The sequence below is a fragment of the Pseudomonas sp. M30-35 genome (assembly GCF_002163625.1).
Classification (GTDB): domain Bacteria; phylum Pseudomonadota; class Gammaproteobacteria; order Pseudomonadales; family Pseudomonadaceae; genus Aquipseudomonas.
In genome coordinates this window covers 3395737-3420064 of sequence record NZ_CP020892.1, presented here as the reverse complement: position 1 = coordinate 3420064, position 24328 = coordinate 3395737, and the positions used below count along the sequence as shown (strand labels likewise).

General features: G+C 54.7%; 28 protein-coding genes. 6 read left to right on the top strand and 22 right to left on the bottom strand.

Annotated features, from left to right (window positions below; genetic code table 11):
* The first annotated feature begins 104 nt into the window (after positions 1-104).
* Together erdR and B9K09_RS15800 are read left to right on the top strand one after the other, a co-directional pair.
* Positions 105-764, top strand: a complete 660-nt coding sequence (gene erdR / locus B9K09_RS15805) for a response regulator transcription factor ErdR (protein WP_087517718.1) — start codon at positions 105-107, stop codon at positions 762-764.
* A 120-nt stretch (positions 765-884) separates the two neighbouring features.
* Positions 885-1250 (top strand): diacylglycerol kinase, encoded by a 366-nt coding sequence (locus tag B9K09_RS15800; RefSeq protein WP_087517717.1) that lies wholly within the window; start codon positions 885-887, stop codon positions 1248-1250.
* Positions 1251-1276: 26 nt separating this feature from the next.
* On the opposite strand, the gene B9K09_RS15795 is transcribed toward B9K09_RS15800, so the two are convergent.
* Positions 1277-2203 carry a LysR family transcriptional regulator gene (locus tag B9K09_RS15795; RefSeq protein ID WP_087517716.1) on the bottom strand — a complete coding sequence of 309 codons (927 nt, stop codon included), beginning with the start codon at positions 2201-2203 and terminating at the stop codon, positions 1277-1279.
* 115 nt (positions 2204-2318) lie between these two features.
* On the opposite strand from B9K09_RS15795, the gene fpr reads away from it, so the two are divergent.
* Positions 2319-3098 carry a ferredoxin-NADP reductase gene (gene fpr, locus B9K09_RS15790; RefSeq protein ID WP_087517715.1) on the top strand — a complete coding sequence of 260 codons (780 nt, stop codon included), beginning with the start codon at positions 2319-2321 and terminating at the stop codon, positions 3096-3098.
* A 126-nt stretch (positions 3099-3224) separates the two neighbouring features.
* On the opposite strand, the gene cyoE is transcribed toward fpr, so the two are convergent.
* The 15 genes from cyoE to B9K09_RS15710 all read right to left on the bottom strand — a co-directional run bounded on the left by cyoE (position 3225) and on the right by B9K09_RS15710 (position 17569).
* A complete protein-coding gene (cyoE, locus tag B9K09_RS15785) occupies positions 3225-4112 on the bottom strand; it encodes a heme o synthase (RefSeq protein WP_087517714.1) in 888 nt (295 codons plus the stop codon).
* A gap of 2 nt (positions 4113-4114) precedes the next feature.
* Entirely contained in the window at positions 4115-4453 is a 339-nt protein-coding gene (gene cyoD, locus B9K09_RS15780; RefSeq protein WP_087517713.1) for a cytochrome o ubiquinol oxidase subunit IV, read from the bottom strand.
* Positions 4450-5076: a cytochrome o ubiquinol oxidase subunit III gene (locus tag B9K09_RS15775; RefSeq protein WP_087517712.1), complete on the bottom strand. Its 627-nt coding sequence runs from the start codon at positions 5074-5076 to the stop codon at positions 4450-4452. Before B9K09_RS15775 ends, cyoD begins: the two co-directional genes overlap by 4 nt.
* A 5-nt stretch (positions 5077-5081) precedes the next feature.
* The gene (gene cyoB, locus B9K09_RS15770; protein ID WP_087517711.1) at positions 5082-7109 is read right to left on the bottom strand and encodes a cytochrome o ubiquinol oxidase subunit I; all 2028 of its coding nucleotides are present in this window, start codon (positions 7107-7109) and stop codon (positions 5082-5084) included.
* 6 nt (positions 7110-7115) lie between these two features.
* Complete coding sequence (gene cyoA / locus B9K09_RS15765; protein ID WP_087517710.1) at positions 7116-8051, bottom strand: ubiquinol oxidase subunit II; 936 nt, start codon at positions 8049-8051, stop codon at positions 7116-7118.
* Between the two features lie 789 nt (positions 8052-8840).
* On the bottom strand, positions 8841-9269 hold the full coding sequence (locus B9K09_RS15760; protein WP_087517709.1) for a DoxX family protein: 429 nt from the start codon (positions 9267-9269) through the stop codon (positions 8841-8843).
* A 158-nt stretch (positions 9270-9427) separates the two neighbouring features.
* Positions 9428-10123 (bottom strand): tRNA (N6-threonylcarbamoyladenosine(37)-N6)-methyltransferase TrmO, encoded by a 696-nt coding sequence (gene tsaA / locus B9K09_RS15755; protein ID WP_087517708.1) that lies wholly within the window; start codon positions 10121-10123, stop codon positions 9428-9430.
* A gap of 123 nt (positions 10124-10246) precedes the next feature.
* Complete coding sequence (locus tag B9K09_RS15750; RefSeq protein ID WP_087517707.1) at positions 10247-11017, bottom strand: SDR family oxidoreductase; 771 nt, start codon at positions 11015-11017, stop codon at positions 10247-10249.
* Between the two features lie 228 nt (positions 11018-11245).
* Complete coding sequence (locus B9K09_RS15740) at positions 11246-11722, bottom strand: DUF1456 family protein (RefSeq protein ID WP_087517705.1); 477 nt, start codon at positions 11720-11722, stop codon at positions 11246-11248.
* Between the two features lie 71 nt (positions 11723-11793).
* Complete coding sequence (locus B9K09_RS15735; RefSeq protein WP_087517704.1) at positions 11794-12507, bottom strand: rRNA pseudouridine synthase; 714 nt, start codon at positions 12505-12507, stop codon at positions 11794-11796.
* Positions 12508-12675: 168 nt separating this feature from the next.
* Positions 12676-13377 (bottom strand): ABC transporter ATP-binding protein, encoded by a 702-nt coding sequence (locus tag B9K09_RS15730; protein ID WP_087517703.1) that lies wholly within the window; start codon positions 13375-13377, stop codon positions 12676-12678.
* Positions 13377-14144, bottom strand: a complete 768-nt coding sequence (livG, locus tag B9K09_RS15725) for a high-affinity branched-chain amino acid ABC transporter ATP-binding protein LivG (protein ID WP_087517702.1) — start codon at positions 14142-14144, stop codon at positions 13377-13379. The genes B9K09_RS15730 and livG overlap by 1 nt, the downstream gene beginning before the upstream one ends.
* Positions 14141-15409, bottom strand: coding sequence for a high-affinity branched-chain amino acid ABC transporter permease LivM (locus B9K09_RS15720; RefSeq protein WP_371917411.1), 1269 nt, complete (start codon positions 15407-15409; stop codon positions 14141-14143). The genes livG and B9K09_RS15720 overlap by 4 nt, the downstream gene beginning before the upstream one ends.
* Positions 15406-16329: a high-affinity branched-chain amino acid ABC transporter permease LivH gene (livH, locus tag B9K09_RS15715; RefSeq protein WP_087517701.1), complete on the bottom strand. Its 924-nt coding sequence runs from the start codon at positions 16327-16329 to the stop codon at positions 15406-15408. Before livH ends, B9K09_RS15720 begins: the two co-directional genes overlap by 4 nt.
* 118 nt (positions 16330-16447) lie before the next feature.
* Positions 16448-17569: a branched-chain amino acid ABC transporter substrate-binding protein gene (locus tag B9K09_RS15710; protein WP_087517700.1), complete on the bottom strand. Its 1122-nt coding sequence runs from the start codon at positions 17567-17569 to the stop codon at positions 16448-16450.
* A gap of 295 nt (positions 17570-17864) precedes the next feature.
* Here B9K09_RS15710 and B9K09_RS15705 point away from each other — a divergent pair, with 295 nt between their 5' ends.
* Both B9K09_RS15705 and B9K09_RS22840 read left to right on the top strand, forming a co-directional pair.
* Positions 17865-18182: a DUF2288 domain-containing protein gene (locus tag B9K09_RS15705; protein ID WP_087517699.1), complete on the top strand. Its 318-nt coding sequence runs from the start codon at positions 17865-17867 to the stop codon at positions 18180-18182.
* A 67-nt stretch (positions 18183-18249) separates the two neighbouring features.
* A complete protein-coding gene (locus B9K09_RS22840) occupies positions 18250-18990 on the top strand; it encodes a DUF5064 family protein (protein WP_256574052.1) in 741 nt (246 codons plus the stop codon).
* A gap of 21 nt (positions 18991-19011) precedes the next feature.
* Here the strand turns inward: B9K09_RS22840 and phnE are convergent, their stop codons facing one another.
* The 5 genes from phnE to B9K09_RS15675 all read right to left on the bottom strand — a co-directional run bounded on the left by phnE (position 19012) and on the right by B9K09_RS15675 (position 22758).
* Positions 19012-19779 (bottom strand): phosphonate ABC transporter, permease protein PhnE, encoded by a 768-nt coding sequence (gene phnE, locus B9K09_RS15695; RefSeq protein WP_087517698.1) that lies wholly within the window; start codon positions 19777-19779, stop codon positions 19012-19014.
* On the bottom strand, positions 19776-20603 hold the full coding sequence (locus tag B9K09_RS15690) for an ABC transporter permease (RefSeq protein ID WP_087517697.1): 828 nt from the start codon (positions 20601-20603) through the stop codon (positions 19776-19778). The genes phnE and B9K09_RS15690 overlap by 4 nt, the downstream gene beginning before the upstream one ends.
* A complete protein-coding gene (locus B9K09_RS15685; RefSeq protein ID WP_087517696.1) occupies positions 20597-21400 on the bottom strand; it encodes a phosphonate ABC transporter ATP-binding protein in 804 nt (267 codons plus the stop codon). The genes B9K09_RS15690 and B9K09_RS15685 overlap by 7 nt, the downstream gene beginning before the upstream one ends.
* Positions 21397-22248 carry a putative selenate ABC transporter substrate-binding protein gene (locus B9K09_RS15680; protein ID WP_087517695.1) on the bottom strand — a complete coding sequence of 284 codons (852 nt, stop codon included), beginning with the start codon at positions 22246-22248 and terminating at the stop codon, positions 21397-21399. The genes B9K09_RS15685 and B9K09_RS15680 overlap by 4 nt, the downstream gene beginning before the upstream one ends.
* A 150-nt stretch (positions 22249-22398) precedes the next feature.
* Positions 22399-22758 (bottom strand): VOC family protein, encoded by a 360-nt coding sequence (locus B9K09_RS15675; protein ID WP_087517694.1) that lies wholly within the window; start codon positions 22756-22758, stop codon positions 22399-22401.
* Positions 22759-22912: 154 nt separating this feature from the next.
* On the opposite strand from B9K09_RS15675, the gene B9K09_RS15670 reads away from it, so the two are divergent.
* Positions 22913-23500 carry a LysE family translocator gene (locus tag B9K09_RS15670; protein WP_087517693.1) on the top strand — a complete coding sequence of 196 codons (588 nt, stop codon included), beginning with the start codon at positions 22913-22915 and terminating at the stop codon, positions 23498-23500.
* Between the two features lies 1 nt (position 23501).
* Here B9K09_RS15670 and B9K09_RS15665 read toward each other — a convergent pair whose 3' ends face one another.
* Entirely contained in the window at positions 23502-24323 is an 822-nt protein-coding gene (locus B9K09_RS15665) for an AraC family transcriptional regulator (protein WP_087517692.1), read from the bottom strand.
* Between the last annotated feature and the right edge of the window lie 5 nt (positions 24324-24328).

Genomic DNA, 24328 nt, shown 5'->3' with positions numbered 1-24328 from the left:
CGCATTTGTGGCTCACACGTAGTGTGGAGGTTGCTAGAGTATTAAAGTTGAACACCTGTTGAAGTACCTCTCATGTAGCCCTAAAAACAATAACGGGATCTGCCATGGCTGTTTACGAAATCCTGATTGCTGATGACCACCCTTTGTTTCGCAGTGCATTGCAACAAGCACTGACACTGGGTTTAGGGCCGGATGTACGGCTGGTTGAAGCAGCAAGCATTGCTGAATTAGAAAGTCGGTTGACTGAAAAACCGGATTGGGATCTGGTGCTGCTCGACCTGAACATGCCGGGTGCCTATGGTTTTTCCGGCTTGGTATTGTTACGTGGTCAATATCCACAAATACCTGTGGTGATGATTTCTGCGCAGGAAGAGTCTGCGGTTGTACTGCGTTCCAAAGAGTTTGGGGCCAGTGGATTCATTCCTAAATCCAGCTCGCTGGAAACCATTCAGCAAGCCGTTCGTCTGGTTCTAGATGGTGAAGCTTGGTGGCCGGAAATCAGTGCTGAGGCGCAAAGCGTATCCGCTGAGGCCAAGGCTGCAAGTGCCGGACTGGCCAGCTTGACGCCGCAGCAGTTTCGGGTTTTGACCATGGTTTGCGAAGGGCTGCTGAACAAGCAAATCGCCTATGAACTGAGTGTTTCGGAGGCGACGGTCAAGGCGCATGTCACTGCGATATTTCGCAAATTAGGTGTGCGTACGCGTACGCAGGCGGCATTATTGCTGCAACAGCTTGAAAGCATTCCTAACGCTGCGACGGTTTGAATTGACGAACTTGCTTCGGCTATCGGCTTATAGCCACTCCTATCCGCTGAAAAAAAATCAGACTTTTAGCGCCGCATTGGCGTAGCCTGCCGTCTTTTTTCAGTTTGTGGTTATTAAACTATGTCTCCATTTAAAGGCCAGACAGGCCTTAAACGCATCCTCAATGCAACCGGCTATTCACTCGATGGGTTGCGTGCAGCATTTACCGGTGAGGCTGCATTTCGTCAGTTGGTACTGCTCAATGTGGTGATGATTCCGCTTGCGTTCGTTTTTGATGTGAACAAAGGCGAGCGCGCATTAATGGTTGCGGTGTGCTTGCTGGCATTGATTGTTGAGTTACTCAACTCTGCGGTTGAAGCGGCGATTGACCGTATCTCATTGGACCTGCACCCACTGTCAAAGAACGCCAAGGACATGGGCAGCGCTGCTCAGTTTGTTTCGCTTTCTTTGATTGGCAGTGTCTGGTTGATTATTCTTCTGGGCTAGCACTTGCGACCGCCCTTGAATCATCATTAGGCAATTGTTGGTAAGACGATCTCATCGCTACGGGTTACTCCGGCAGTCAGGGTCTGGCACAGTTCGAGAAATGCACGCATCGCCGCTGTTTGATACTTTTGTTGGTGCCAGATGAAGTAGAACTGCCGACGCAGATCCAGGTCCGGGCTTTCTACGGGCACTAAGCTACCGCGGCGAAAGGCGTCTCGTAACGCAAGACGTGAGATGCAGCCGATTCCCAAACCTGACTCAACCGCGCGTTTTATCGCCTCGGTGTGTTCGAGTTCCAGGCGAATATTCAGTGGGTTGGGGTGATGACGCATAGCTTGATCAAAGGTTAGGCGAGTGCCTGAGCCTTTTTCACGAAGTATCCAGGCTTCACGGCTGAGCTCCTCAACGCTGGCAGTTTTGGATTGAGCCAGAGGATGTTGCGGCGCACAAAAGACCACCAGCTCATCTTCCACCCAGGGTTGCACGTCAATGTCTGGATGTTGGCAGTCGCCTTCAATCAAGCCCAGGTCCAATTCATAGTGAGCCACTTGCTGCACCACATGTGCGGTGTTGTGAACCTGCAGTTTTACCCGGCATTCGGGATGCAGCTGCATGAAGTTACCAATCAATAGCGTCGCCAGATAATTACCGACGGTAAGGGTTGCCCCGACATTCAGCGTGCCAAAACCGCTTTTCCCAGCCAATAAACGCTCGATCTCTTTAGAACGATCGATCAGCGCAACCGCTTGTGGCAGCAACTGATGGCCCAATGCGTTGAGGGTCAAGCGTTTGCCCGCGCGGTCAAAAAGCTGGCAATCAGTCTGGCGCTCAAGTTCGGTTACCGAGGTGCTGGTGGCCGACTGCGATAACGACAAAGACTCGGCCGCACGCGACACGCTTTCCTGTTGAGCGACGGCAACAAATACTTGAAGTTGTCTGAGAGTAAATCGCATATCTATATAACCGATAACCTATATCTTAATAATTCACTTAACAGATATTCTGCGCGCCTCTAGAATGCAGCGCAAATACCCGCAGTGGGTAGCTTAATTTAGTGAGGATACCTGCATGAGCAATTTGAACGTCGAGCGTGTGCTCAGCGTCCACCACTGGAATGACACGCTGTTCAGCTTTAAGACCACCCGTAATGCCGGGCTGCGTTTTGAAAATGGTCAGTTTGTAATGATCGGTTTGCAGCAGGACACTGGCCGCCCACTGATGCGTGCTTACTCTATCGCCAGTCCGAACTATGAAGAACACCTCGAGTTCTTCAGTATCAAAGTGCCGGACGGCCCGTTAACCTCGCAACTTCAGCACCTCAAGCCTGGTGATGAGTTGATGGTGAGCCGCAAGCCAACCGGCACCTTGATTCTCGATGACCTATTGCCAGGTAAGCACCTTTATCTGTTGAGTACGGGCACCGGCCTGGCGCCGTTCATGAGCGTAATTCAAGACCCTGAAACCTATGAGCGCTACGAGAAAGTGGTGCTGGTTCATGGTGTTCGTTACGTTAACGAAGTGGCGTACCGTGAGTTCATCACCGAACATTTGCCGAAGAATGAATACTTCGGTGATGCGCTGAAAGAGAAGCTCATCTACTACCCAACTGTGACCCGTGAAGAGTTCGAGAATCAGGGCCGCCTGACGGATTTGATGCGCAGCGGCAAGCTGTTCCGCGATATTGGTTTACCGCCAATCAACTCACAAGACGACCGTGCAATGATTTGCGGCAGCCCGAGCATGCTCGATGAAACCAGTGCTGTGCTGGATAGCTTTGGCTTGAAAGTTTCTGCACGCATGGGCGAGCCAGGTGATTATTTGATCGAGCGGGCTTTTGTCGAGAAGTAAGCCGTTAGCAATAAACAATCCCACCAAGCGGTGGGATTTTTTTTGCTGAAAAAAAGCCCCGCCTGAGGCGGGGCAAAGGGAGAATGTTGGGTACTCAGACCCAATACAACCCAGCATTTGCAGTTGTTACAGCATGGCCAGCAAACCCGCGTGCGGCATGGCCTGGAAGTCGATCGACATCATCAGGCTCAAAGCGCTGATTGTGACAATGGAGAAAGCGAACAACTTGCGAGCCCACAACCGATCATCCACGGCACGGTAACCGGACAGGGCGATCACCAGCCACCAGGCGCTGACCAACAGGGCGACCAGCAGGTAGCCATAGCCTGCGAAGCCGGTCAGGGTGAGTAGCAGTGAAGCGCCAGTAAACGCCAGGATGTACAGGATGATCTGTAGTTTGGTGGCGTCGATCCCGCGTTTTACCGGCAGAACCGGGATACCCGCCGCCTTGTAGTCATTCAGGCGGTATATCGCAATGGCGTAGGAGTGCGGCATCTGCCAGAGGCAGAAGATCAGCAATAACAGGGCAGCTCCGGTGTCGAACTGGCCGGACACTGCGCAGTAGCCCACTACCGGCGGCATGGCACCGGACAAGCTGCCGACCAAGGTGCCGTACTCCGAAGTGCGCTTGAGCCACAGGCTGTACAGGCCTACATAGACCACAAACCCAATCGCGGCCAAGGCTGTGGCCAGCGCAGTGGTTTCGAGCCACAGCAGGCTGAATCCGGCGAGACCGAGCACCAGGCCGTGAGCCAGCGCCGCCTTGAGTGAAATCTTGCCGGTGACCAGCACCCGGTTACGCGTGCGTTCCATGTGCTGGTCGATATCGCGATCAATGCAGTTGTTCAACACGCACCCGCTGGCCACCACCAGTGATAAACCGATCACGGTAGACAGCAACAACCTAAGGTCGATGTGGCCCTGTGCTGCGAGGAAGTAGCCACCTGCTACGGCAATCAAATTGCCGAAGATGATTCCAGGCTTGGTGATCAGAAGGTAGCGTTTGAACTTCATGGTCACATCCAGGGCATCATAAGGTTGTCGGCATTGACCATGATCCAGATCGCCAGGCCCACCAGCATCACGATGAGCAGCACCGTGAAGAGGAAGGCCAGCAAGTTCCAGCGGCCTTTCGACGATGTGTTCATGTGCAGGAAGCAAACCAGATGCACCAGCACCTGGGCTACCGCAAATACGACCATGGCAACCAGTGCGGTGTTGCGCGAGAACTGGCCGCTCATGACTATGGCGAAGGGTATCGCCGTGAGGATCACCGAAAGGATCAAGCCGATGGCGTAGGTACGCACGCTGCCATGGCTTTCACCTGCATGACTGTGTGTCTGTGCGTGGCTCATTGGGCGACTCCCATCAGATAGACAACAGTGAACACGCAGATCCAGACGATATCGAGGAAGTGCCAGAACAGGCTCAGGCACGACAGTCGGGTGGTGTTCTGCGGGGTTAGGCCACGTTTATAGACCTGCGCCATCATCACAACCATCCACACCAGACCGGCCGTCACGTGTAGGCCGTGCATGCCAACCAGGGTGAAGAACGATGAGAGGAACGCGCTGCGATCGGGTCCGAAGCCTTCCACGATCAGTTGATGGAACTCGTTGATCTCCATGCCAATAAAGCCGAGACCAAAGAGGAAGGTGACCAGCAGCCAGGCGATGGTGTTGCGCTTGATGCCTTTGTGGGCCGCCAGCATGGCCATGCCGTAAGTGCAGCTACTGACCAGCAGCAGGGCAGTTTCGACCAGCACATAAGGCAGCTCGAAGATCTCCTTGCCGGTAGGCCCGCCAGCGGTGTGGTTGACCAGCACCGCGTAGGTGGCAAACACGCAGGCGAACAGGATGCAGTCGGTCATCAGGTATAGCCAGAAGCCAAATACCGTCATATCGCCACTATCATGCTCGTGGCCATGATCGTGAGCGTGGTCAACGCCGGGTTGAGAGTTGAGAATTGCGGTAGACATGCGAGTTACACCTCTTCCGCGAGTTGTGGGGTGTGTTGTGCAGGCTTGTGCGAATCGTTAGTACGGATAGTCTGGAGCGGAAAGCGTTGGCTTTCGATGCGTTCGATCTCATCCGGTTGCACGTAGTAGTCAACGTCCTGGTTGTAACTGCGGACAATGAAAGTCGCGATCATGCCGATCAAGCTCGCACCCGCCAGCCACCAGATGTGCCAGATCATGGCGAAGCCAAACACCGCGCCGATCAGGCCGATCACCAGGCCTGCAGCGGTGTTCTTCGGCATGTGGATCGGGCTGTAGCTAACAGGTCGCAGATAGGCGGTGTCGTTTTCTTTCATTTCGTGGAACGCGTCGACAGCATGCACAGTAGGTAGCTCCGCAAAGTTGTAGAACGGTGGCGGTGAAGAGGTTGACCATTCGAGAGTACGGCCGCCCCAAGGGTCGCCAGTGTGGTCGCGCAGGGCATCGCGGTTCTTGATGCTGACGATGATCTGGGCGATCTGGAACGCGATGCCGCAGAAGATCAGCACGGCCCCACAAAAGGCGACAATCAGGTAGGGGTGCCACAGTGGATTGTCGTAGTGATTCAGGCGCCGGGTCATGCCCATGAAACCCAGTACGTACAGCGGCATGAACGCCACGAAGAAACCAACGATCCAGCACCAGAACGCGTACTTGCCCAGACGCTCGTCGAGCTTGAAACCGAACGCTTTAGGGAACCAGAAAGTGAAACCGGCCAGGTAACCGAATACCGCGCCACCAATGATGGTGTTGTGGAAGTGTGCGATCAGAAACAGGCTGTTGTGCAACACGAAGTCGGCACCCGGTACTGCCAGCAGCACGCCGGTCATGCCGCCGATAGTGAAGGTCACCATAAAGCCTAAAGTCCAGAGCACCGGCGTGGTGAAACGCAAGCGGCCACGGAATATGGTGAACAGCCAGTTGAAAAGCTTCACCCCGGTTGGGATCGAGATAATCATGGTGGCAACGCCGAAGAAAGCGTTGACGTTGGCACCCGAGCCCATGGTGAAGAAGTGGTGCAACCAGACCACGAAGCCGAGCACGGTGATTGCTGCAGTCGCCCAGACCATCGAGGTGTAGCCAAACAGGCGCTTACCGGTGAAGGTGGAGATCACTTCCGAGAACACCCCGAATGCCGGCAGAATCAGGATATACACCTCTGGATGGCCCCAGGCCCAGAACAGGTTGATGTACATCATGGCGTTGCCGCCCAGTTCGTTGGTGAAGAAGTGCATGTCCAGGTAGCGGTCAAGGCTCAACAACGCCAGCGTAGCGGTAAGAATCGGGAACGAAGCGATAATCAGGATGTTGGTGAATGTGCAGGTCCAGGTGAAGATCGGCATCTGCATCAGCTTCATGCCCGGTGCACGCATCTTCAGTATGGTGACCAGGAAGTTAACCCCGGTTAGCAGTGTTCCTAAGCCGGATAGCTGCAAAGCCCAGATGTAGTAGTCGACACCCACTCCCGGGCTGTAGCCCAGCTCCGACAGCGGTGGATAAGCCACCCAGCCGGTGCGGGCGAATTCACCCACAGCCAGGGAAAGGTTGACCAAAATCACACCGGCCATGAACAGCCAGAAGCTCAACGAGTTGAGGAATGGGAACGCCACGTCGCGGGCGCCGATCTGCAGCGGCACGGCGATGTTCATCAAACCGATCATAAACGGCATGGCCATGAAAATGATCATGATCACGCCATGGGCGGTGAAGATCTGGTCGTAGTGTTCGGGCGGCAGGAAACCATGGTTGGCGCCTTCGGCCATGGCCAATTGGCCGCGCATCATGATCGCGTCAGCAAAACCCCGCAGCAGCATGATCATGGCGACTAAGATGTACATCACGCCGATTTTCTTGTGGTCGACCGAGGTCAGCCACTCGGTCCACAAATAGGACCACTTACCGTAATAGGTCAGCGCAGCCACGATGGCCAGGCCAAGAAGGGCGACTATGCCCAAGGTGCCCATAATGATGGGTGTGTGCAGGGGCACTGCGTCAAGCGTTAACAAGCCAAACATCAGTGATTACTCCTCGATACTCGCGTTCATGGGCATGTGCATGTCTTTCATATCAGGCATGTCACCTATGGCCTCTGCGGTAGGCTGCGGCTTGGATGGGCCGTGCATGTATTGCATGAGGATTGAGTTGTAGAGCGTCGGGCTGACAAAAGAGAAGTACTGCGCCGGATCGTTTTCGCTTGGCTTGACCAGCTCCGGGTAGTTGCTCTGATCCAGCGTTTTCGGTGCGGCCTTGACCTTGGCTACCCAGTCGTCGAAGCCCTTGGCCGATGTTGCGATCGCTTTGAATTTCATGCCGGAGAAGCCGTCGCCGCTGAAGTTCGAAGACAGGCCATCGAAGGTGCCTGCAAAGTTGGCGATCAGGTGCAGCTTGGTTTGCATACCCGCCATGGAGTAAATCTGGCTGCCGAGTTGCGGGATGAAGAACGAGTTCATCGCACTCTGCGAAGTAATCTGGAAGTTCACCGGTGTATCGGTGGGGAAGGCGATCTCGTTGATCGTGGCAATGCCTTGCTCGGGGTAGATGAACAGCCACTTCCAGTCCAGCGACACCGCCTGAATCACCACCGGCTTAACGTCGGAGTCCAGCGGGCGATAAGGGTCGAGCTCGTGGGTGGTGGTCCAGGTCAGGGTGCCAAGTACAGCGATGATCGCGCAGGGCACCAGCCATATCACTAGCTCGATGGCGGTGGAGTGCGACCAGTTCGGCTTATACGTTGCCTCGGTGTTGGAGGCACGGTATTTCCAGGCGAATCCCAGAGTCATCACGATGACCGGAATTACTACGATCAGCATCAATAAGGTGGAGGTGATAATCAGCGATTTCTCATCCATGCCCACCTGACCCTTGGGGTCGAGCACGGTCATGTTGCAGCCGCTCAGCATCAGCAAGGGCAGCCACGACAATCGTTTCAGGTATCCAAGGTACTGCTCAGTTTTCATCTTGCGGCCTTAATGGATAAATTGACTCCGACGCCTCGGTCTTCTCTTACCGAGGTGATGCAGCCGATACAGTTCTGACGGCGCGCGCTGTCAGAGGGTTTTTACGCAATAGCCAGCCGCCACCAGAATTCGGGCAAGCCTCTCCCGTCTAGTTCTCGCGTGGCGAAACTGAGCTGTGCGCTGTTTGGAATATTGTTAGTCAGCGTATGCCATGACCCAAAATGGGCTTGCAGCAGACAGTCCTTTGAAGTGAGTACCGCTTGTAATCGGCTTGAGCCGAGCGGGTTTTCAGCCATGAAGCGCAATGCCTGCGCGTGGTGATAATTTCGACCGATGCGTGAGTAAATTCACAAGCACGGCTGAAGAATGGCGAAACCATTACAAGTTATTACAAAGGTAACTTCAAGTTACATATGTCGTTTCTGCTTTATCAGAGGCTGGAGCCGACATCAGAGTTTGGTAAGAAAAAAGCGCTGCAACCGCTGTTTTTGCTGGCCTGTGGTAGAGCGGCAATTGCCTGAATTGGCTGCGACAGGTGCGACTCCTAGCCGCACTTTTTGGGGTGCTGTACCGGGTGTGATGCTGATGTACATCAAGGGTTTTTGCGGCTTTTTCTGGTAGCAGGTTTGTTCTTGGGCGATCTGCGGACATAAAAAAGTGCTTCACGGTTGTCCGGGAAGCACCTTCTTGATCCTGCTATTTACGCCCTTCAGCAAAAGAGACGTATAGCTGCGAGTGATGGTTAAGCCGCTTACTCTTCAAGTGTGATTGGCAGTGTCAGTAGCCTGATTAAGCGCTGGGTGGCGCTGGCTTTTTGCTTAAGGTATCGAGGGCAAAGCGATCTTCGTCACGCCAAGCCATTACCACCAGACAGCCGGCAAAGATGATAAGCGACGGATAAAACAACGCATTGCTGCCAGTATAGAACCAGCCCCATGGGTCAATCACCGATTGCCATACTGCAATCAGCGTGGCTGCGCTGAATAGCAATTGTATTGGGTAGACCAGTCTGCGCATAAACCCGAAAACAATCAGCAAACCGACAAGCATTTGCAGTACGCCAGCTGCTTGCAGCAGGTTGTCGAAGGCGAACACACCGAAGTAAAACTTGTTGGCGACCGCAAGGCCGTGCTCAACATTGAGTAATTTATTAATGCCCCAGATGATCAGTAGCCAACCGAGTGAAATGCGCAGCAGTAACAGGCTCCATTGTTTCATTATCAGATTTTCCTTGAGCGACAGTAGGACGGGTACTGATGGGACTGGTTGGCTGACCGTAAATTACAAGGAGCCTGGTAAAAGGGGGCATCGCTCAGTTTGACGCAGGGTTTAGCGGGCGGCAGATAGGGTGTGTGCAAGGTATCTAGCGGCTCAGTTCAAGCGCCAGGAACGACTTCCAGAACGCAGATCTTATCCGGCTGCGGATAGTGCCAGCGCACCTCAACATCCCATAAGCGAGTGCCGTAGCGCCGCTCAGGTTGAGGGGTTTGATAAGCCGGGCGGGGGTCTTGAGCCAGACATTGCTCAATCAGCTCAACCAATGGCTGATTAAGCCGTTGGGTATGCTCGCAGGCCTGCAGCAGGGCCTGCGGCTGCCAGTCGACGTCAATCAACCGTGGCGCTTTATCAGCCATGCTATTGGTCGCAGTGCTGATGCAGTCGGCGTAGGGCACATAGGGTTTTATATCGATTACCGGGGTGCCGTCGAGCAGGTCGATACCCGATAACCAGAGTTTGCCCGGCTCGATTTTATCCAGCGCGACGACCGATTGGCCGATGCCATTCGGCCTATGCGTTGCGCGCGTGGCAAATACGCCCATCGACTGGTTACCGCCCAAGCGCGGTGGGCGCACTTTTAGGCGGGGTTTATCTTCAAGCGCCTGATGAAACAGAAACAGCAGCCAGACATGGCTGACGTGCTCAAGCCCCTGAATGGCTTCAGGCTGGTCAAATGGCGCCACTAACTCCAATACGCCACGCGCTGCCGGAGCCAAATGCGGCTGGCGCGGAATGGCGAATTTCTCTTTGAAGCAAGAGCGTACAAAGCCGATGGGCGAAACGGAATAAGACATTGCAAGCGACCGCCATTGAGGGTCGCCTATCTTAACCGCAAAGCACCGCTGGCCTTTAGCGTTGCTGATCAAATCGCCTTTTGTCCGCTGGCCATGCCATGCCGTGCCATGCCGTGCCTTATTTCAAAGGCTGAAACCACCGTCAATCGGGATGATATTGCCGGTCATGTAGGCGCCTGCGGTGCTGGCCAGGCTGATCGCCAAAGCTGCCATTTCCTCCTCGCGGCCCCAGCGTTTCATCGGGATGACCGCAGTATCTTCGGCCATTGCTTCTTCATCATTGGCGATGTGTTGGGTCATCTTGCTTGGGAAGCGCCCAGGCGCAATTACATTGACGTTGATATGTTGCTCAACCAGCTCACGAGCGAGCATGCGCGACAGTTGATGCAGCGCAGCTTTGCTTGGGCCATAGGCGTAGGCGTTTTCACCGAACGAGCTGATTCCGGCCACCGAGCCAATATTGATCACCCGCGCCGGATTGCTGCTGTTCCCAGCTTTGCGCAGCAGTGGGAGCAATTGTTGGATGCAGCTGAAAACTGAGGTGACATTGAGCTGCATTACTTTTTCCCAGCCCTTAGCCGGGTAGGACTCAAGTGGCGCACCCCAAGTGGTGCCTGCGTTGTTGACCAGAATATCGAGCTGGGTAAGTTTGCCACTGAGTTCTTGAGCGAGGGCCTGTACGCCTTCTTCGGTCGCCAGGTTAGCGGCAATACCGTGGCAGGTGCCGAAGGCGCTGAGCTCTTCTGCGGTGTCGCTGCAAGCCTGAGCGTCGCGGGCGCACACGTAGACTGTGGCGCCTGCTTGGACAAAGGCCTTGGCGATCATCTTGCCGATACCACGAGTGCCACCGGTAACCAGTGCAGTGCGATCTTTTAGAGAGAAGTAGGGGAGCATGGCGAGTCCTTTAATGACGGATGCCATCACCCTAATCGGCTAGCGCCAACAGTGGATGCACTATTGTTGGCGCAAATACAGCGCCATGTGCGGCGCGAGGTAGCCAGTCATTAAGACGCTTCTGGGGACGGAAGCGAGCATGGTTGCCGCAACCCTTGCTGGCTCCTAGCACCGGCTGCCCCAGCATCGGCTGCCGCAGCACCGGCTGCCGCAGCATTTTGCAGTGGGTTATTCAGTGGCTGCTTGAGGGCGTTCGCGCAGGGTCAGGCCTTTGAGGAAGTTACGCAGAAACTGGTCGCCACAGGTGCGGTAGTTGCTGTGACCGAACTTGCGGAATAACGCGCTCATTTCTGGTTTCGACACAGGAAAGTCAACGCTCTGCATGATCGCGTGCATGTCATCTTCTTTCAGCTCGAAGGCAACGCGCAGCTTTTTTAGGACCATGTTATTGGTCATTGGCAGCTCAAATGGCTGCGCTGGACGGCTGTCGTCTTTACCGCGCTTGAAGTAAACCAGGCCATCCAGGAAGTGCGCCATCAGCTCATCATCACAGACGATAAAACCTTCTTCGTCTTCTTTCTTCAGCAGCGGTTCAAGCTCGGCGATGGTGACGGTCTTGCCGCTCAGGGCAATGATTTCAGCCAGCTTTGCATCGTTGACATCAAGTAGGTAGCGCACGCTGCGCAGAACATCATTATTAAGCATCATCAATTCCTGATAAATGCGCAGACCGGATTCGAGATCGTCTGCGCTAAAAAATGTGGGGTGGGCAGGGTTTAGAAGCGTTCTTTCGCTGCTAGATAGCGCCACTGGCCGGGTGCGACTTTAGACATAGGCACGCCGCCGACGCGTATGCGTTTGAAGCTCAATACTTTCAGCCCGACTTCGTTGCACATAAATACGATCTGACCCGGTATCGGGTTTTTCAGGGCAAAGCGTAAGCGGGTTTCGTTCTGCCAGCTGACTTTGCAGGGTGGCAATGCGTAATTGTTGAAGATCAAACCGTGATTAAGCCGCTTAAGGTCACGCTCGCTAAGTTCGCCGCTGACCTCTACCACGTACTCCTGCTCCATCTTGACGATGTCATCGCGCAATTTGCGCTCGATACGCCAGTCTTGAGTCAGAACATGCAGGCCCTCTGCACCGGCTTGCAAGGGAATGCATGGCGTCAGGTTAGCCAGATGGCCTTTCAAGGGGCGGATGCCGGAGGCGTCCTCTGGCCAGTGGCTGGCCGTGCTGAGCTCTTCAGTTATTCGCTCAGCGTTGTTGTGCCCAGGCGGGATATGCACCAGCAGTGTGACGGGGTCGAGCGGGGCTGCGACAGCGTTTGGGTGCAGCACAACCTGCTGTTCGGCAACCTTGAAATGAGGAGCATCAATCACTTCGCCATCCACCGTCACCCAGCCGCCCTCAATGTACAGCTCAGCTTCACGTCGGGAGCAGCCGACCAGTTCGATCAGGCGTTTGGAAAGGCGTATTGGTTCGGTCATCAGGCAGTCATCAATAAAGTAATCCACCTATTGTAACTGGCCGCAACGCTTATGTACGGATGACTCGGTGTTTCGGTTGAATCCAGGCGGCTTAAAAAACACCAAGCTAAATGCCAGAACTAAAAAAGCCGCTGATTTCAGCGGCTTTTTTAGTTACCAGGTGAGCGGTTAACCGCCGAGATACGCGTCGCGTACTTTTGGATCATTGAGCAACTCTTCACCGCTGCCCTGCATGACGATACGACCGTTTTCCAGTACGTAGCCACGGTCCGCCAGCTTCAGTGCCTGGTTGGCGTTCTGTTCAACCAGGAACACAGTCACACCGTCGTCGCGCAGTTGTTCGATGATGTCGAAAATCTGCTGAATGATGATCGGTGCCAAGCCCAACGACGGTTCATCGAGCAACAGCAGCTTCGGTTTGCTCATCAGCGCCCGGCCAATGGCAAGCATCTGCTGTTCGCCACCGGACATGGTACCGGCGCGTTGCTCAAAGCGTTCTTTCAGGCGTGGGAACAGGTGCAATACCTTGTCCATTTGCTCCTGGAAATCGGCCTTATCGGTAAAGAACCCGCCCATGGCCAGGTTCTCCTCAACGGTGAGGCGAGCGAACACCCGGCGACCTTCCGGAACCACGGCAATACTTTTGCGCATGATATCCGGCGTTTGCATGCCGACCAGCTCTTCACCCTGATAACGGATGCTGCCGCCGGTGGCTTGCGGGTTGCCGCACAGGGTCATCAACAGGGTTGATTTGCCTGCGCCGTTGGCGCCAATCAGGGTCACGATCTCACCCTGACGAACTTCAACGTTGACGTCATGTAGCGCTTGAATTTTGCCGTAGAAGGTCGAAACGTTTTCGAAATAGAGCATTACGATTCCCCCAGATAGGCTTTGATTACATCCGGGTTATCGCGAATCTGCTCCGGGGTTCCGTCTGCCAGCGGTGTGCCTTGGTTGATCACGAAAATGTGGTCGGAAATGCTCATCACCAACTTCATATCATGCTCAATTAACAGCACGGTGACGTTGTGGTCGTCGCGCAGCATGCCAATCAGTGCCTTGAGGTCTTCGGTTTCTCGCGGGTTCAGACCGGCAGCTGGCTCGTCGAGCATCAGAATGCTTGGCTGAGTCATCATGCACCGGGCGATTTCCAGGCGACGTTGCTGACCATAGGCGAGGGTGCCTGCAGGGCGGTTGGCGAACTCGGTCAAATTGACCTGGTCCAGCCAGTGCGCCGCACGGTCCATGGCCTCACGCTCGCTTTTGCGAAACGCCGGTGTCTTGAACAGGCCTGCGAAGAAGTTGGTGTTGAGGTGGCGATGTTGCGCCACCAGCAGGTTTTCAACCGCGGTCATGTCCTTGAACAGGCGTACGTTCTGAAAGGTCCGCACCACGCCTTTACGGGCAATCTTGTGGCCGGTCAGGCCCTCAATTTGCTCGCCATTGAGGCGCACGCTGCCGCTGGTTGGCTGATAAAAGCCAGTCAGGCAGTTGAACACGGTGGTTTTGCCAGCGCCGTTAGGGCCGATCATCGACACCACTTGTTTTTCATGAACGGTCAGATTCACACCGTTGACGGCCAGCAGGCCGCCAAAACGCATGGATAAGCCGCTTACTTCTAGAATCGGGCGGCTCATTGTTTCAGCTCCAGGTGTGGACGCTGCATGGGCAGCAAGCCCTGCGGACGCCAAATCATCATCAATACCATCAGGGCACCGAAGAACAACATGCGGTACTCGCTGAATTCACGCATTAATTCAGGTAGCAGGATCATCACGATCGCAGCGAGGATCACCCCGAGCTGTGAACCCATGCCGCCGAGAACCACGATGGCGAGGATGATTGCTGACTCAATGAAAGTGAACGACTCTGGTGTCACCAAGCCCTGGCGAGCGGCAAAGAAGCTGCCAGCAAAGCCTGCGAAGCTGGCGCCCAAGGTAAAGGCAGAGAGCTTGATGATGGTTGGGTTCATGCCCAGCGCACGGCAAGCGATTTCGTCTTCGCGCAGGGCTTCCCACGCGCGGCCAATTGGCATACGCAACAGGCGGTTGATCACGAACAGCGTCAGCAGCACCAGCAGCAGGGCGATCAGGTACAGGAAGATAACCTTGTTGATCGACTGGTAAGCAGTGCCGAAGTACTCGTGAAAGGTTTGCATGCCTTCGGCGGCTCTGCGCTCGAACGACAGACCAAACAGGGTTGGTTTATCGATGTTGCTGATACCGTTCGGGCCGCCTGTCAATTCGGTCATGTTACGTAGCAGGATGCGGATAATTTCACCGAAACCAAGCGTCACAATCGCCAAATAGTCGCCGCGTAAACGTAGCACTGGGAAACCGAGAATAAAGCCGAAAAATGCCGCCATCAGCCCTGCAATCGGTAAGCACACCCAGAAACCCAGGCCGTAGTAATGCGACAACAGTGCGTAGGTATAAGCACCAACGGCATAAAAGCCCACATAACCCAGATCGAGCAAGCCAGCAAAGCCCACCACGATGTTCAGGCCAAGGCCGAGCATCACGTAGATCAGAATCAGGGTGGCGATATCCACTGCACCACGGCTGCCAAAAAACGGCCATGCCAGCGCCACCATTACCAAGCCAAGAATAATCCAGCGCTGGGTCGAAGGTAGGGTAATGAAGTTAGTCGCTTTGCTCGGAACCGTTGGTAGTTTCGGGGCATGTGACCATGCTGCGCTGATCGGGCCGCGAAATAGCTGCCAGAAGAACATCACAATCGTACAGCCAGCAATGGTCCACAAAACCGCCGGGCTGGCGTTGTGAACTTCGAGCTTGATACCAACAGTCGTCAGCTTCAGTCCCAACACCGGATAGGCAACAGCCAATACCAACAGGGCGCTGAAAAATGCTGTCTTAAGGTTTTTTGTAATTGCCGAACTCATACCTTTTCAACCTCCGGACGACCTAAGATGCCAGTCGGGCGGAACAGCAACACCAGCACTAACAGGCTGAATGCCACAACGTCTTTGTATTGGTCGCCAAAAATATCGGCGCCAAATGCTTCAGCAACACCCAGAACCAAGCCTCCCAGAACCGCGCCAGGAATACTGCCAATACCGCCCAGTACTGCTGCGGTGAAGGCCTTGATGCCAGCGAGGAAGCCCAAGTGCGGGTTGATCACTCCATATTGCAAACTCAACAGTATCGAGGCAACCGCAGCGAGTGCCGCGCCAATCACGAAGGTCAGGGCGATGATGTTGTTGGTGTTGATGCCTAGCAGGTTGGCCATCTTCAAGTCTTCAGCGCAGGCACGACAAGCGCGACCCAAGCGGGAGCGGGAGATGAACCAGGTAAGGCCGACCATGACCAGGAAGGTCACGATGAAAATCAGCACTTGCATGTACGAAATAACCACGCCGTTCATGCTGTTTTCGCCGAACACGAAATTGCCAGGAAGCAGATTGGGGATGGCTTTGTCTTTGGAGTCCTGCGCAAGAAGTACTTCGTTTTGCAGGAATATCGACATACCAATTGCCGAAATCAGGGGGATCAAACGATTACCACCGCGCAAAGGCCGGTAGGCGACACGTTCGATACTGTATCCATAGGCACTGGCGACAATGATGCTGGCAGCGAATCCTGCGATCAGCACAATGGGCAAGCTATGGATGCCAAACATGGCAAGACCGGCGACGGCGATAAACACCACGTAGGAGCCAATCATATAAACCTCGCCATGGGCGAAGTTGATCATGCCGATGATGCCGTAGACCATGGTGTAGCCGATGGCTATCAAGGCATAAGTGCTGCCAATGGTTAAACCATTAACCAGCTGTTGCAGGTAGTGATAAAGATCAGGCATTGCCTAGCTCCTGGGTCGTTGCGTAATGCATCGCTTGTGGCGCCGCGCAAGACCGGGATTCTTCTAATAAACAAAGCCCACTGCGGCAGCAGTGGGCTTTGGGTTCGGACAGTGAGGCTTATTTGGCTTCGGTTTTTGTACCGTCCTGGTGCCATTCGTAGACCACGAAGCTGAAGTCTTTCAGATCGCCCTTCTCGTCGAAGGAAAGGTCGCCGGTCGGCGTCTTGAAGCTGTTGGCGCGCAGAGCAGCTGCAACTTTGTCGGTGTCAGTGCTACCGGCTTTCTCGATACCACCGGCAATCACTTGTACCGCTGCGTAAGCAGGGAATACGAATGGGCCGCTTGGGTCTTCGTTTTTGGCTTTGAAGGCTTCAACCAATGCTTTGTTAGCTGGGTCTTGGTCGAATGACTTCGGCAGGGTGACCAGCAGGCCTTCGGACGCAGGGCCAGCGATTGCAGAGATCTCTTTGTTACCCACGCCTTCCGGACCCATGAACTTGACTTTCAGGCCTTTTTCAGCAGATTGGCGCAGCAGCAGACCCAGTTCTGGGTGGTAGCCACCGTAGTAAACGAAGTCGACACCGGCTTGCTTGAGCTTGGAGATCATCGACGAGAAGTCTTTGTCGCCAGCGTTGATGCCTTCAAACATGCCGACTTTGACGCCTTTGGCTTCCAGAGTCTGCTTAACAGCAGTGGCAATGCCTTCACCGTACTGCTGCTTGTCGTGGATTACCGCGACGTTCTTCGGCTTGATGTGGTCAGCGATGAAGTTACCAGCGGTTGGGCCTTGCAGGCTGTCCAGACCGATAGTGCGGAAGATCAGCTGATAACCACGTGCAGTGATTTCAGGGCTGGTCGACGCAGCGGTAATCATCAGAATGCCTTCGTCTTCGTAAATGTCCGAAGCAGGCTGAGTGGAGCTTGAGCACAGGTGACCGACAACAAACTTAACTTCATCGTTAACAATTTTGTTGGCTACAGCTACGGCTTGTTTTGGGTCGCAAGCGTCGTCATAGACCACACCTTCGAGCATCTCGCCGTTTACGCCACCTGCTTTGTTGATCTGCTCAATGGCCATTTTAGCGCCGATGAACTGCATTTCACCATACTGGGCTACAGCGCCAGTAACTGGACCTGCCAAACCGATTTTGATTGTGTCTGCAGCCATTGAGTAGCTTGCAACGCCAGCCATTGCCATGGCGGCTAACAGTTTGGAAATCTGCTTAGTTGCCTTTTTCATAATGCTCCACTCTTGTGTTTTTAGTTGTTGTAGTTCTTACGGCCAAAGCTGCAGAACCGAGTTCTATTCCTCGGTCGTACCCCTAGCAACTGTACCGGTACAGTGTAGAGCGCGGATTTGCGCCTTGAAAAGCCGGAAGCAGGGGGCAAAGCACGAGGATGTCGCTTAAATATAAGAAATGTATAGAAAAACGGCGTGCCTTGGCTTCATTTCATGACGTCAGGCAAACTTGCCTGCCAGCATGCCGACGTTATCATGATGGCAATCAAAAATCGGCTAAAAAATAGGCACAACCATGACAGAGCAACCTAGCACCCTCTATGCCAAACTCCTTGGGCAAACAGCACCCATTGCTTGGCAAGAGCTACAACCCTACTTTGCCAAGGGCGCTTTGTTGTGGGTTGAGGCGGATCAGGATTTAATTGAAGTCGCGCAGGCTATGGTCGAGAATGACAGCGCCAAAGTGTCAAGCTGGTTGTCTGGCGGTCATGTTACTAATATGACGGACGAGCAAGCGCAAAGCGTAGTCGCGCGCGATCCACAACTGTGGGCCGTGGTCGTTGCGCCTTGGGTGCTTGTGCAAGAGCGCATGGATGCACCAAATAAGCGCTGAATGGTCATTGAACCTCAAGGGTTGAACCATTTCGTAGCGTGATTAATTTTTTTCATGGAGTAGAACAATGTTTGAGCCAGGACACGTACATCGCACTAAGCAAAGAGCCTCGAGCGATATCCCAGAATTCAGTGTCGACATTTACTATGAAGTGCACCGTGATGAGAACTTCAAACCGCTGCTGTGCATGCGCATGGCCGGTAACGTAAACGGCTCGATGTTTGAAGAGTCCTTCGAACTGCCTCGCGAACAGGCGTTTAACTTCGCCAGTGTGATTGGCCGTATTGGCAAAAAATACGGGGTACCGGGCAGTGATGGCCTGGTTGCACGTAACCACAAAGATTACGACCAGATGTATGCCGACATCAAAGCCAAGCTTGGGGTGCCCGTCGAGGTGCTTGAGCCTGAGATTGTCGAGGAGGCGGTGCCGCCAGTATCCAAATACGCCGAAGGTCACCTGCACCGCGCCAACAAGGTCGCCAGCGAAGGCCGTCCGGTTTATGTGGTTGATATGTACTACGAAATTCGTCAGGACCCGGTAGAAGGGCCAATGCTCTCGGTACGTATTGTCGGTAATTGCAATAACAAGGATTTCGAAGAGAAATTCGAGCTGCACCGTGACACCGCTTATAACTTCGGCAGTGTGGCAACGCGTGCGGCTGCCAAGCACGGCATACCGATCAATAATGGCCTGATCATGCGTAATCATAAAGAATACGATTTGATGTTCGCCGATATCCGCAAGAAGCTTGAGCTGCGCAGCGGTGACGCGGTCGATTTGGCGCACTTGGACAAAGACGGGCTGTAACAGCTTGTGGTTTGCGCTGGGTTACTGGCTGACCCAGCGCTGACGCGCCCAGGCGCTTAAGGCATCGACTGCTAGCACCAACACCAGCATGGCCAGAATCACCGTCGCCGCTTGCGCCTCCTGAAACAAACTGAGGTGGAAGTAGAGCATCTGACCCAAGCCACCTGCACCGACAAAGCCCAGCACGCTGGCCATGCGGATATTGTTTTCCCAGCGGTACAGGGTGTAAGCGATGAGTTGCGGCCAGACTTCCGGCAGCGTGCCGTAGCAGAACGCGGCAACGCGTCCGCTCCCTGCAAGGCGAATAGCGCGCGCGGGTTCATCACTGACGTTTTCCAATGCTTCAGCAAATAACCGGCCGAGCACCCCCGCCGTGTGTAGCGCCAAGGCCAGCGTACCAGCATTGGGGCCCAAGCCTGCAGCTAACACCACCAATGCAGCCCACACCAGTTCAGGAATCGCCCGTAAGGCATTAAGCAATAAGCGACTGGTGTTCATGGCCAGCCAGCCGAAACGCCCGGCAGCAGGCAGTGCCAAAAAAATACCCAGCAGCGCTGCCAGCAACGTACCAATTGACGACATTGCTAAAGTTTCAAGCGCACCTTGGCTGATCGCTCGCAGATGTGGAGCAGTGAAATCGGGACTGAAGAAGCCGGTGGCGTAACTGCTCATCTGACTCAGGCCATCGCCTGAATACAAAGTCGTCAGGTCAATGTTCAGGTAACTGAACGAGGCGAACACTGCGCTCAGCAGCAGCGCCACCAGGCTGTAGTTGACGAGGTACTTCATTGCAATCTCGCCCGTAGCACTCTGCTTAGCTGATCGGCGAGTAGCACCAACAGCAGAAAGGTCAGGAGCATGCTGGCGACTTCACCACCGGCAAACATGCGTAGCGACAAATCAATTTGCTGGCCCAATCCGCCAGCACCGACGAAACCCATGACCACCGATGCCCGCACAGCGCACTCCCAGCGATACACGGTATAGGAAAGCATTTCGGCCGAGGCGTTGGGCAGCACGCCGTAAGTGAATGCCATCAGGCGGGGGCTGCCAGCCACCAATAGGGCGCGGCCGGGGCGGGGATCAACTGATTCGAAAATTTCGGCGTAGACCTTGCCGAGCATACCGCTGTAGGTGATGGCGATGGCCAATACGCCCGCAGTGGGTCCCAGACCTACAGCGCGCACGAATAATAACGCCCAAACCACTTCGGGGACGCTGCGTAGCACAATCAGCACGCCACGTACCGGCCAGCGCAGGGTGAGTGACCACCAGGCTGGGCGGCCATTGCGGTGCGCTGCAGAAAGCGACAGCGCGCGGGTGGCCAGCAGTCCACAAGGAATGGCAATCAGCAATGCCAGCGCCATGCCCGCCGTGGCGATTGCCAGTGTTTCAAGGGTAGCGCGCAAGAGTATTTGTAGAAACTCAGGGCTATGGGCGGGCGGCCAGAAACCGCTGAGAAAGTTACCCATGGCCTTGCTGTTTTCAGCATCGAACAAGACCGCCAAATCAACTTCACTTAGCTTGATTCCCGGCCACAGCACAATCACTGCGAGCAGGCTTAGCGCCAGGCGTGGCAGAAATGCTGGGTCGCGTAGAGCCGGGTTCAACATCGTGGAATCTGCACCACAGTCGGTGTGGGAGCGATAATCTCGGGCGCGGACTGTAATTTCTCGTTGGCGTATAGCGCGTCCAATTGCTCGGGGCTGATCTCATCGCTTGGCAGGTCAAAAACGATGCGTCCCGCACGCACTCCAATCACCCGTGGAAAGTGCGCCATGGCTAAGTCGACCGCATGCAAGCTGGCAAGCAGAGTCACCTTGCGCGCAGCGGCTTCGTGGCTCAAAACACTGAGTGTATGGTCAGCAAGCACGGGGTCCATGGCCGACACTGGTTCATCGGCGAGAATTAATTGTGCACCTTGATACAACACACGGGCGATGCCAACTCGTTGTAACTGGCCACCTGAAAGCTGGTCGCAGCGTTCAAACAGTTTGTCGGCCAGGTCCAGGCGTGCCAAAGCGGCTTGAGCACCAGCGATGTCGACGGGGTAAAACAGATTGAACAGGCTTTTAAGCAGTGACCACTGGCCGAGCTTACCGGCGAGAATTGCGGTAACCACACGCTGACGTGGCGGCAATGGCGGCGCTTGATGGATCAAACCTATACGCGCACGCAATCGTTGACGCTCGCTGGCACCGAGCGTCCACGGCTGTTGCTCAAGCAGGCTGATTGCGCCAGTGCTCGGCTGTAGGCTGGTCGCAAGCAGGCGCAGCAGAGTGGTTTTGCCAGCGCCAGAAGGGCCGATGATGGCGACGCGCTCAGCCGCTTTGACCGTCAGATCAATATCACTGAGCGCAACGTGACCATTGGCGTGGGTAAGTCCCACGCCTTGCAGCGTTAAAGTCACTTCAACAGGCCAGCGGCGCGCGCTGCTTCCTCGATCCCTTCATAGTTTTCAGGCTTGGTTTCGATGAAACGGCTAGCCGCTTGCAGGTCGAGAATGGCTTTCTGCTCAGGCACTGCTGGATCGAGTTCCAGAAATGCGGCTTTGATCTTGGCTTGTAGCGCCGGATCAAGGGTGCCGCGTACGGTCCAGTTGTAATCGAAGTAGGTAGGCGTGGTGGCGATAACTTTTACTTTGCTGGTGTCGACCTTGCCGCTGGCAACCAGCTTGTCCCAGACCGAGGCATTGAGTACGCCGCCGTCTGCTTTACCAGCCTGGACCCAGGCGGCTGTTGCGTCGTGGGCACCCGAGTATGCAATGCGACTGAAGAACTCTTCAGGCTTGATACCGTCTTGCAGCATGAAGTAGCGCGGCATGAGGCTGCCAGATGTTGAAGATACCGAGCCGAAAGCGAAAGTTTTGCCTTTAAGGTCTTTGATCGACTTAACCGCAGGGTCGGCGCTGATGAACTTGCTGGTGAACTGAGCATCCTGTTCGCGCTGAACCAGCGGCACGGCATTGCCGGTTTTCAGGCGTGTTTGCACAAAAGTGAAGCCACCCAGCCAAGCCATATCGAGGCGGTCAGATGCGAGTGACTCAACCACCGCGGCGTAATCGGCCACCGGTACAAACTCAACCTTCATGCCCAGTTTCTGCTCAAGGTATTCGCCTAGCGGTTTGAATTTACGCAGCAACTCAGTCGGGGCTTCATCTGGAATCGCGGAAACGCGCAGAACGTCAGCAGCGTGACTGCAAACGGTGGAAATAGACAAGGCAATGCCTGCGGCGAGCGCAAGAGTACGTTTGAACATGACGGGTTCTCCGGTTAAATAGCGGGGAAAGCGAATTAATTATACGGGTAAAGCTGGATGCGAAGCATAACCCGCCAACACTTGGGCCATGCATAAATGTTTGATTAGCGGGTCACAGCGTTAAGTTGGCGCGATGCAAGACCCTGCTGCTTAGTTTTCTGGCTGCGCCCAGACGGCAAATTCATTGCCGCTGGGTTCCGCAAAGTGGAAGCGGCGCCCGCCCGGGAAGCTGTAAATGTCTTTGACTATTGTTCCACCTGCTGCGCTGACTTTTGCTTGCGTGGCCTCAAGGTTTTCACTGAACAGTACAATCAATGCGCCGCCGTTGGCGGTGGTCGAGTGCTGCTCAGAGGTGAAGAATCCTCCGTCCAGACCTTGGTCTGAGAAGGCCACGTAATCGGGGCCGTAATCGACAAATGTCCAGCCAAAGGCTGCATTAAAAAAAGCCTTGGTGGCGGCTAGATCCTTGGCAGGAAACTCGACGTAATTGATCTTTTCATGCGCAGGCATCTTCAACCCTCTCTGTGTTGTGGTGAGTTCTGGTTACGTTATAAATCGCAGTATCAGCGTAGACCAAGCACCCAGGGTACTTTTGTTCAATCCTTCACGCTACGCACTGCTTAGGGTTGAGCCTCTTACATAGTCGTGACGTGAGGGGTGGGGTATGAGTGTTTGGTTGTCGATGGCGGCGTTTGCGTTAGCCAGTTCAATTTCACCGGGGCCTGTGAATATCATCGCCCTTAGCAGCGGTGTGCAGTTTGGTTTGCGTGCCAGCTTACGGCATGTCACCGGAGCAACAATTGGCTTCACCCTGCTGTTGGTTTTGACCGGGTTGGGCTTGCACAAGGTCTTGCAGTTGTGGCCGTTTCTGACTGAGCTGATCAAGTTGGCTGGCGTTGCCTTTTTACTGTTTATGGCATTCAGGTTGGCGACCGATAATGGTCAGTTGAATACCGCACAAAAGGGCCGAGCGCCGTCGATGCTTTATGGCGCAACGCTGCAATGGCTTAACCCTAAGGCCTGGATGGCCTGCGTCGCTGGTATGGGCGCGTTTGTGGCTGATGGAAATCTGCAACAGATTGCTGAGTTTTCAACGATCTATTTTGTCGTCTGCTATCTGTCGATTGCCTGCTGGGCGGTGGCAGGTACTTATTTACAGCATCACCTAAATTCGCCTGGCTCCATCCGCGTGTTTAATCGCTTGATGGCGGCGTTGCTGGTCGCGAGCTGCGGCTATTTATTACTGGCCTGACTCAACCTCGATACTGGCCCGGCGTGGCAGCCAGAAACTGTTTGAATGTACGTTGCAGGTGAGCCTGGTCGGCAAAGCCTGCAGCTAACGCCGCGTCGACAATCAACTCGCCGCGCTTAAGTAGGCGCTGTGCAAGTTGTATCCGCTGGTTGGTCAGGTAAGCGTGAGGGGTCATGCCGAAATGCCGCCGGAACGCGCGAATCATGTAAGAGCGCGATAGGCCAGCAGCATCACTGATCTGTTGCAGGCTTAATGGCTGCGCGCAGTTTTCGCGGATAAACGCAGCGGCCAGTTCCAGCTTTACATGGGGCAACTCGGGTTCGCTGACGGTGCCATCCTGTGGCGCGAGGGTACGATCCATTAACTGGAAAAACGCCAACGCCGCAGCCTTCTTGATCTCAGGCGTTAGCGAGGTGTCGAGCAGTTGGTCATAGAACTGGTTGAAGGCGTCATATAGCGTTGGCGAAATGCTCAGAACGGGTTGGTAGGCTTGAAATACCCCAGGCGAATCGTGCCGCACTGAGGCTTGCACCCCGGCTAGCCATTGGCAGTCGACATAGAGCATGCGGTACGACCATGGCTGCTCATCAATTGGGTTGCAGGCATGTACCGCTTGGGGATTCATCAACACGCTTGCGCCTTGGCGGATCGCTTGTCGCTGTTCGCCATTGATGTAAGTACAGGTGCCGGAAGTAATCACCCCGATGGAAAAATGTGCATGGGCATGCAGCGCGTAACACACTTTACGCCCATCAATAATTGAGCGTGCCTCAATGGCTGGCAACGCAGGGTCTCGCCAGAACTGGGGCACGCAATTAGTCATGACAG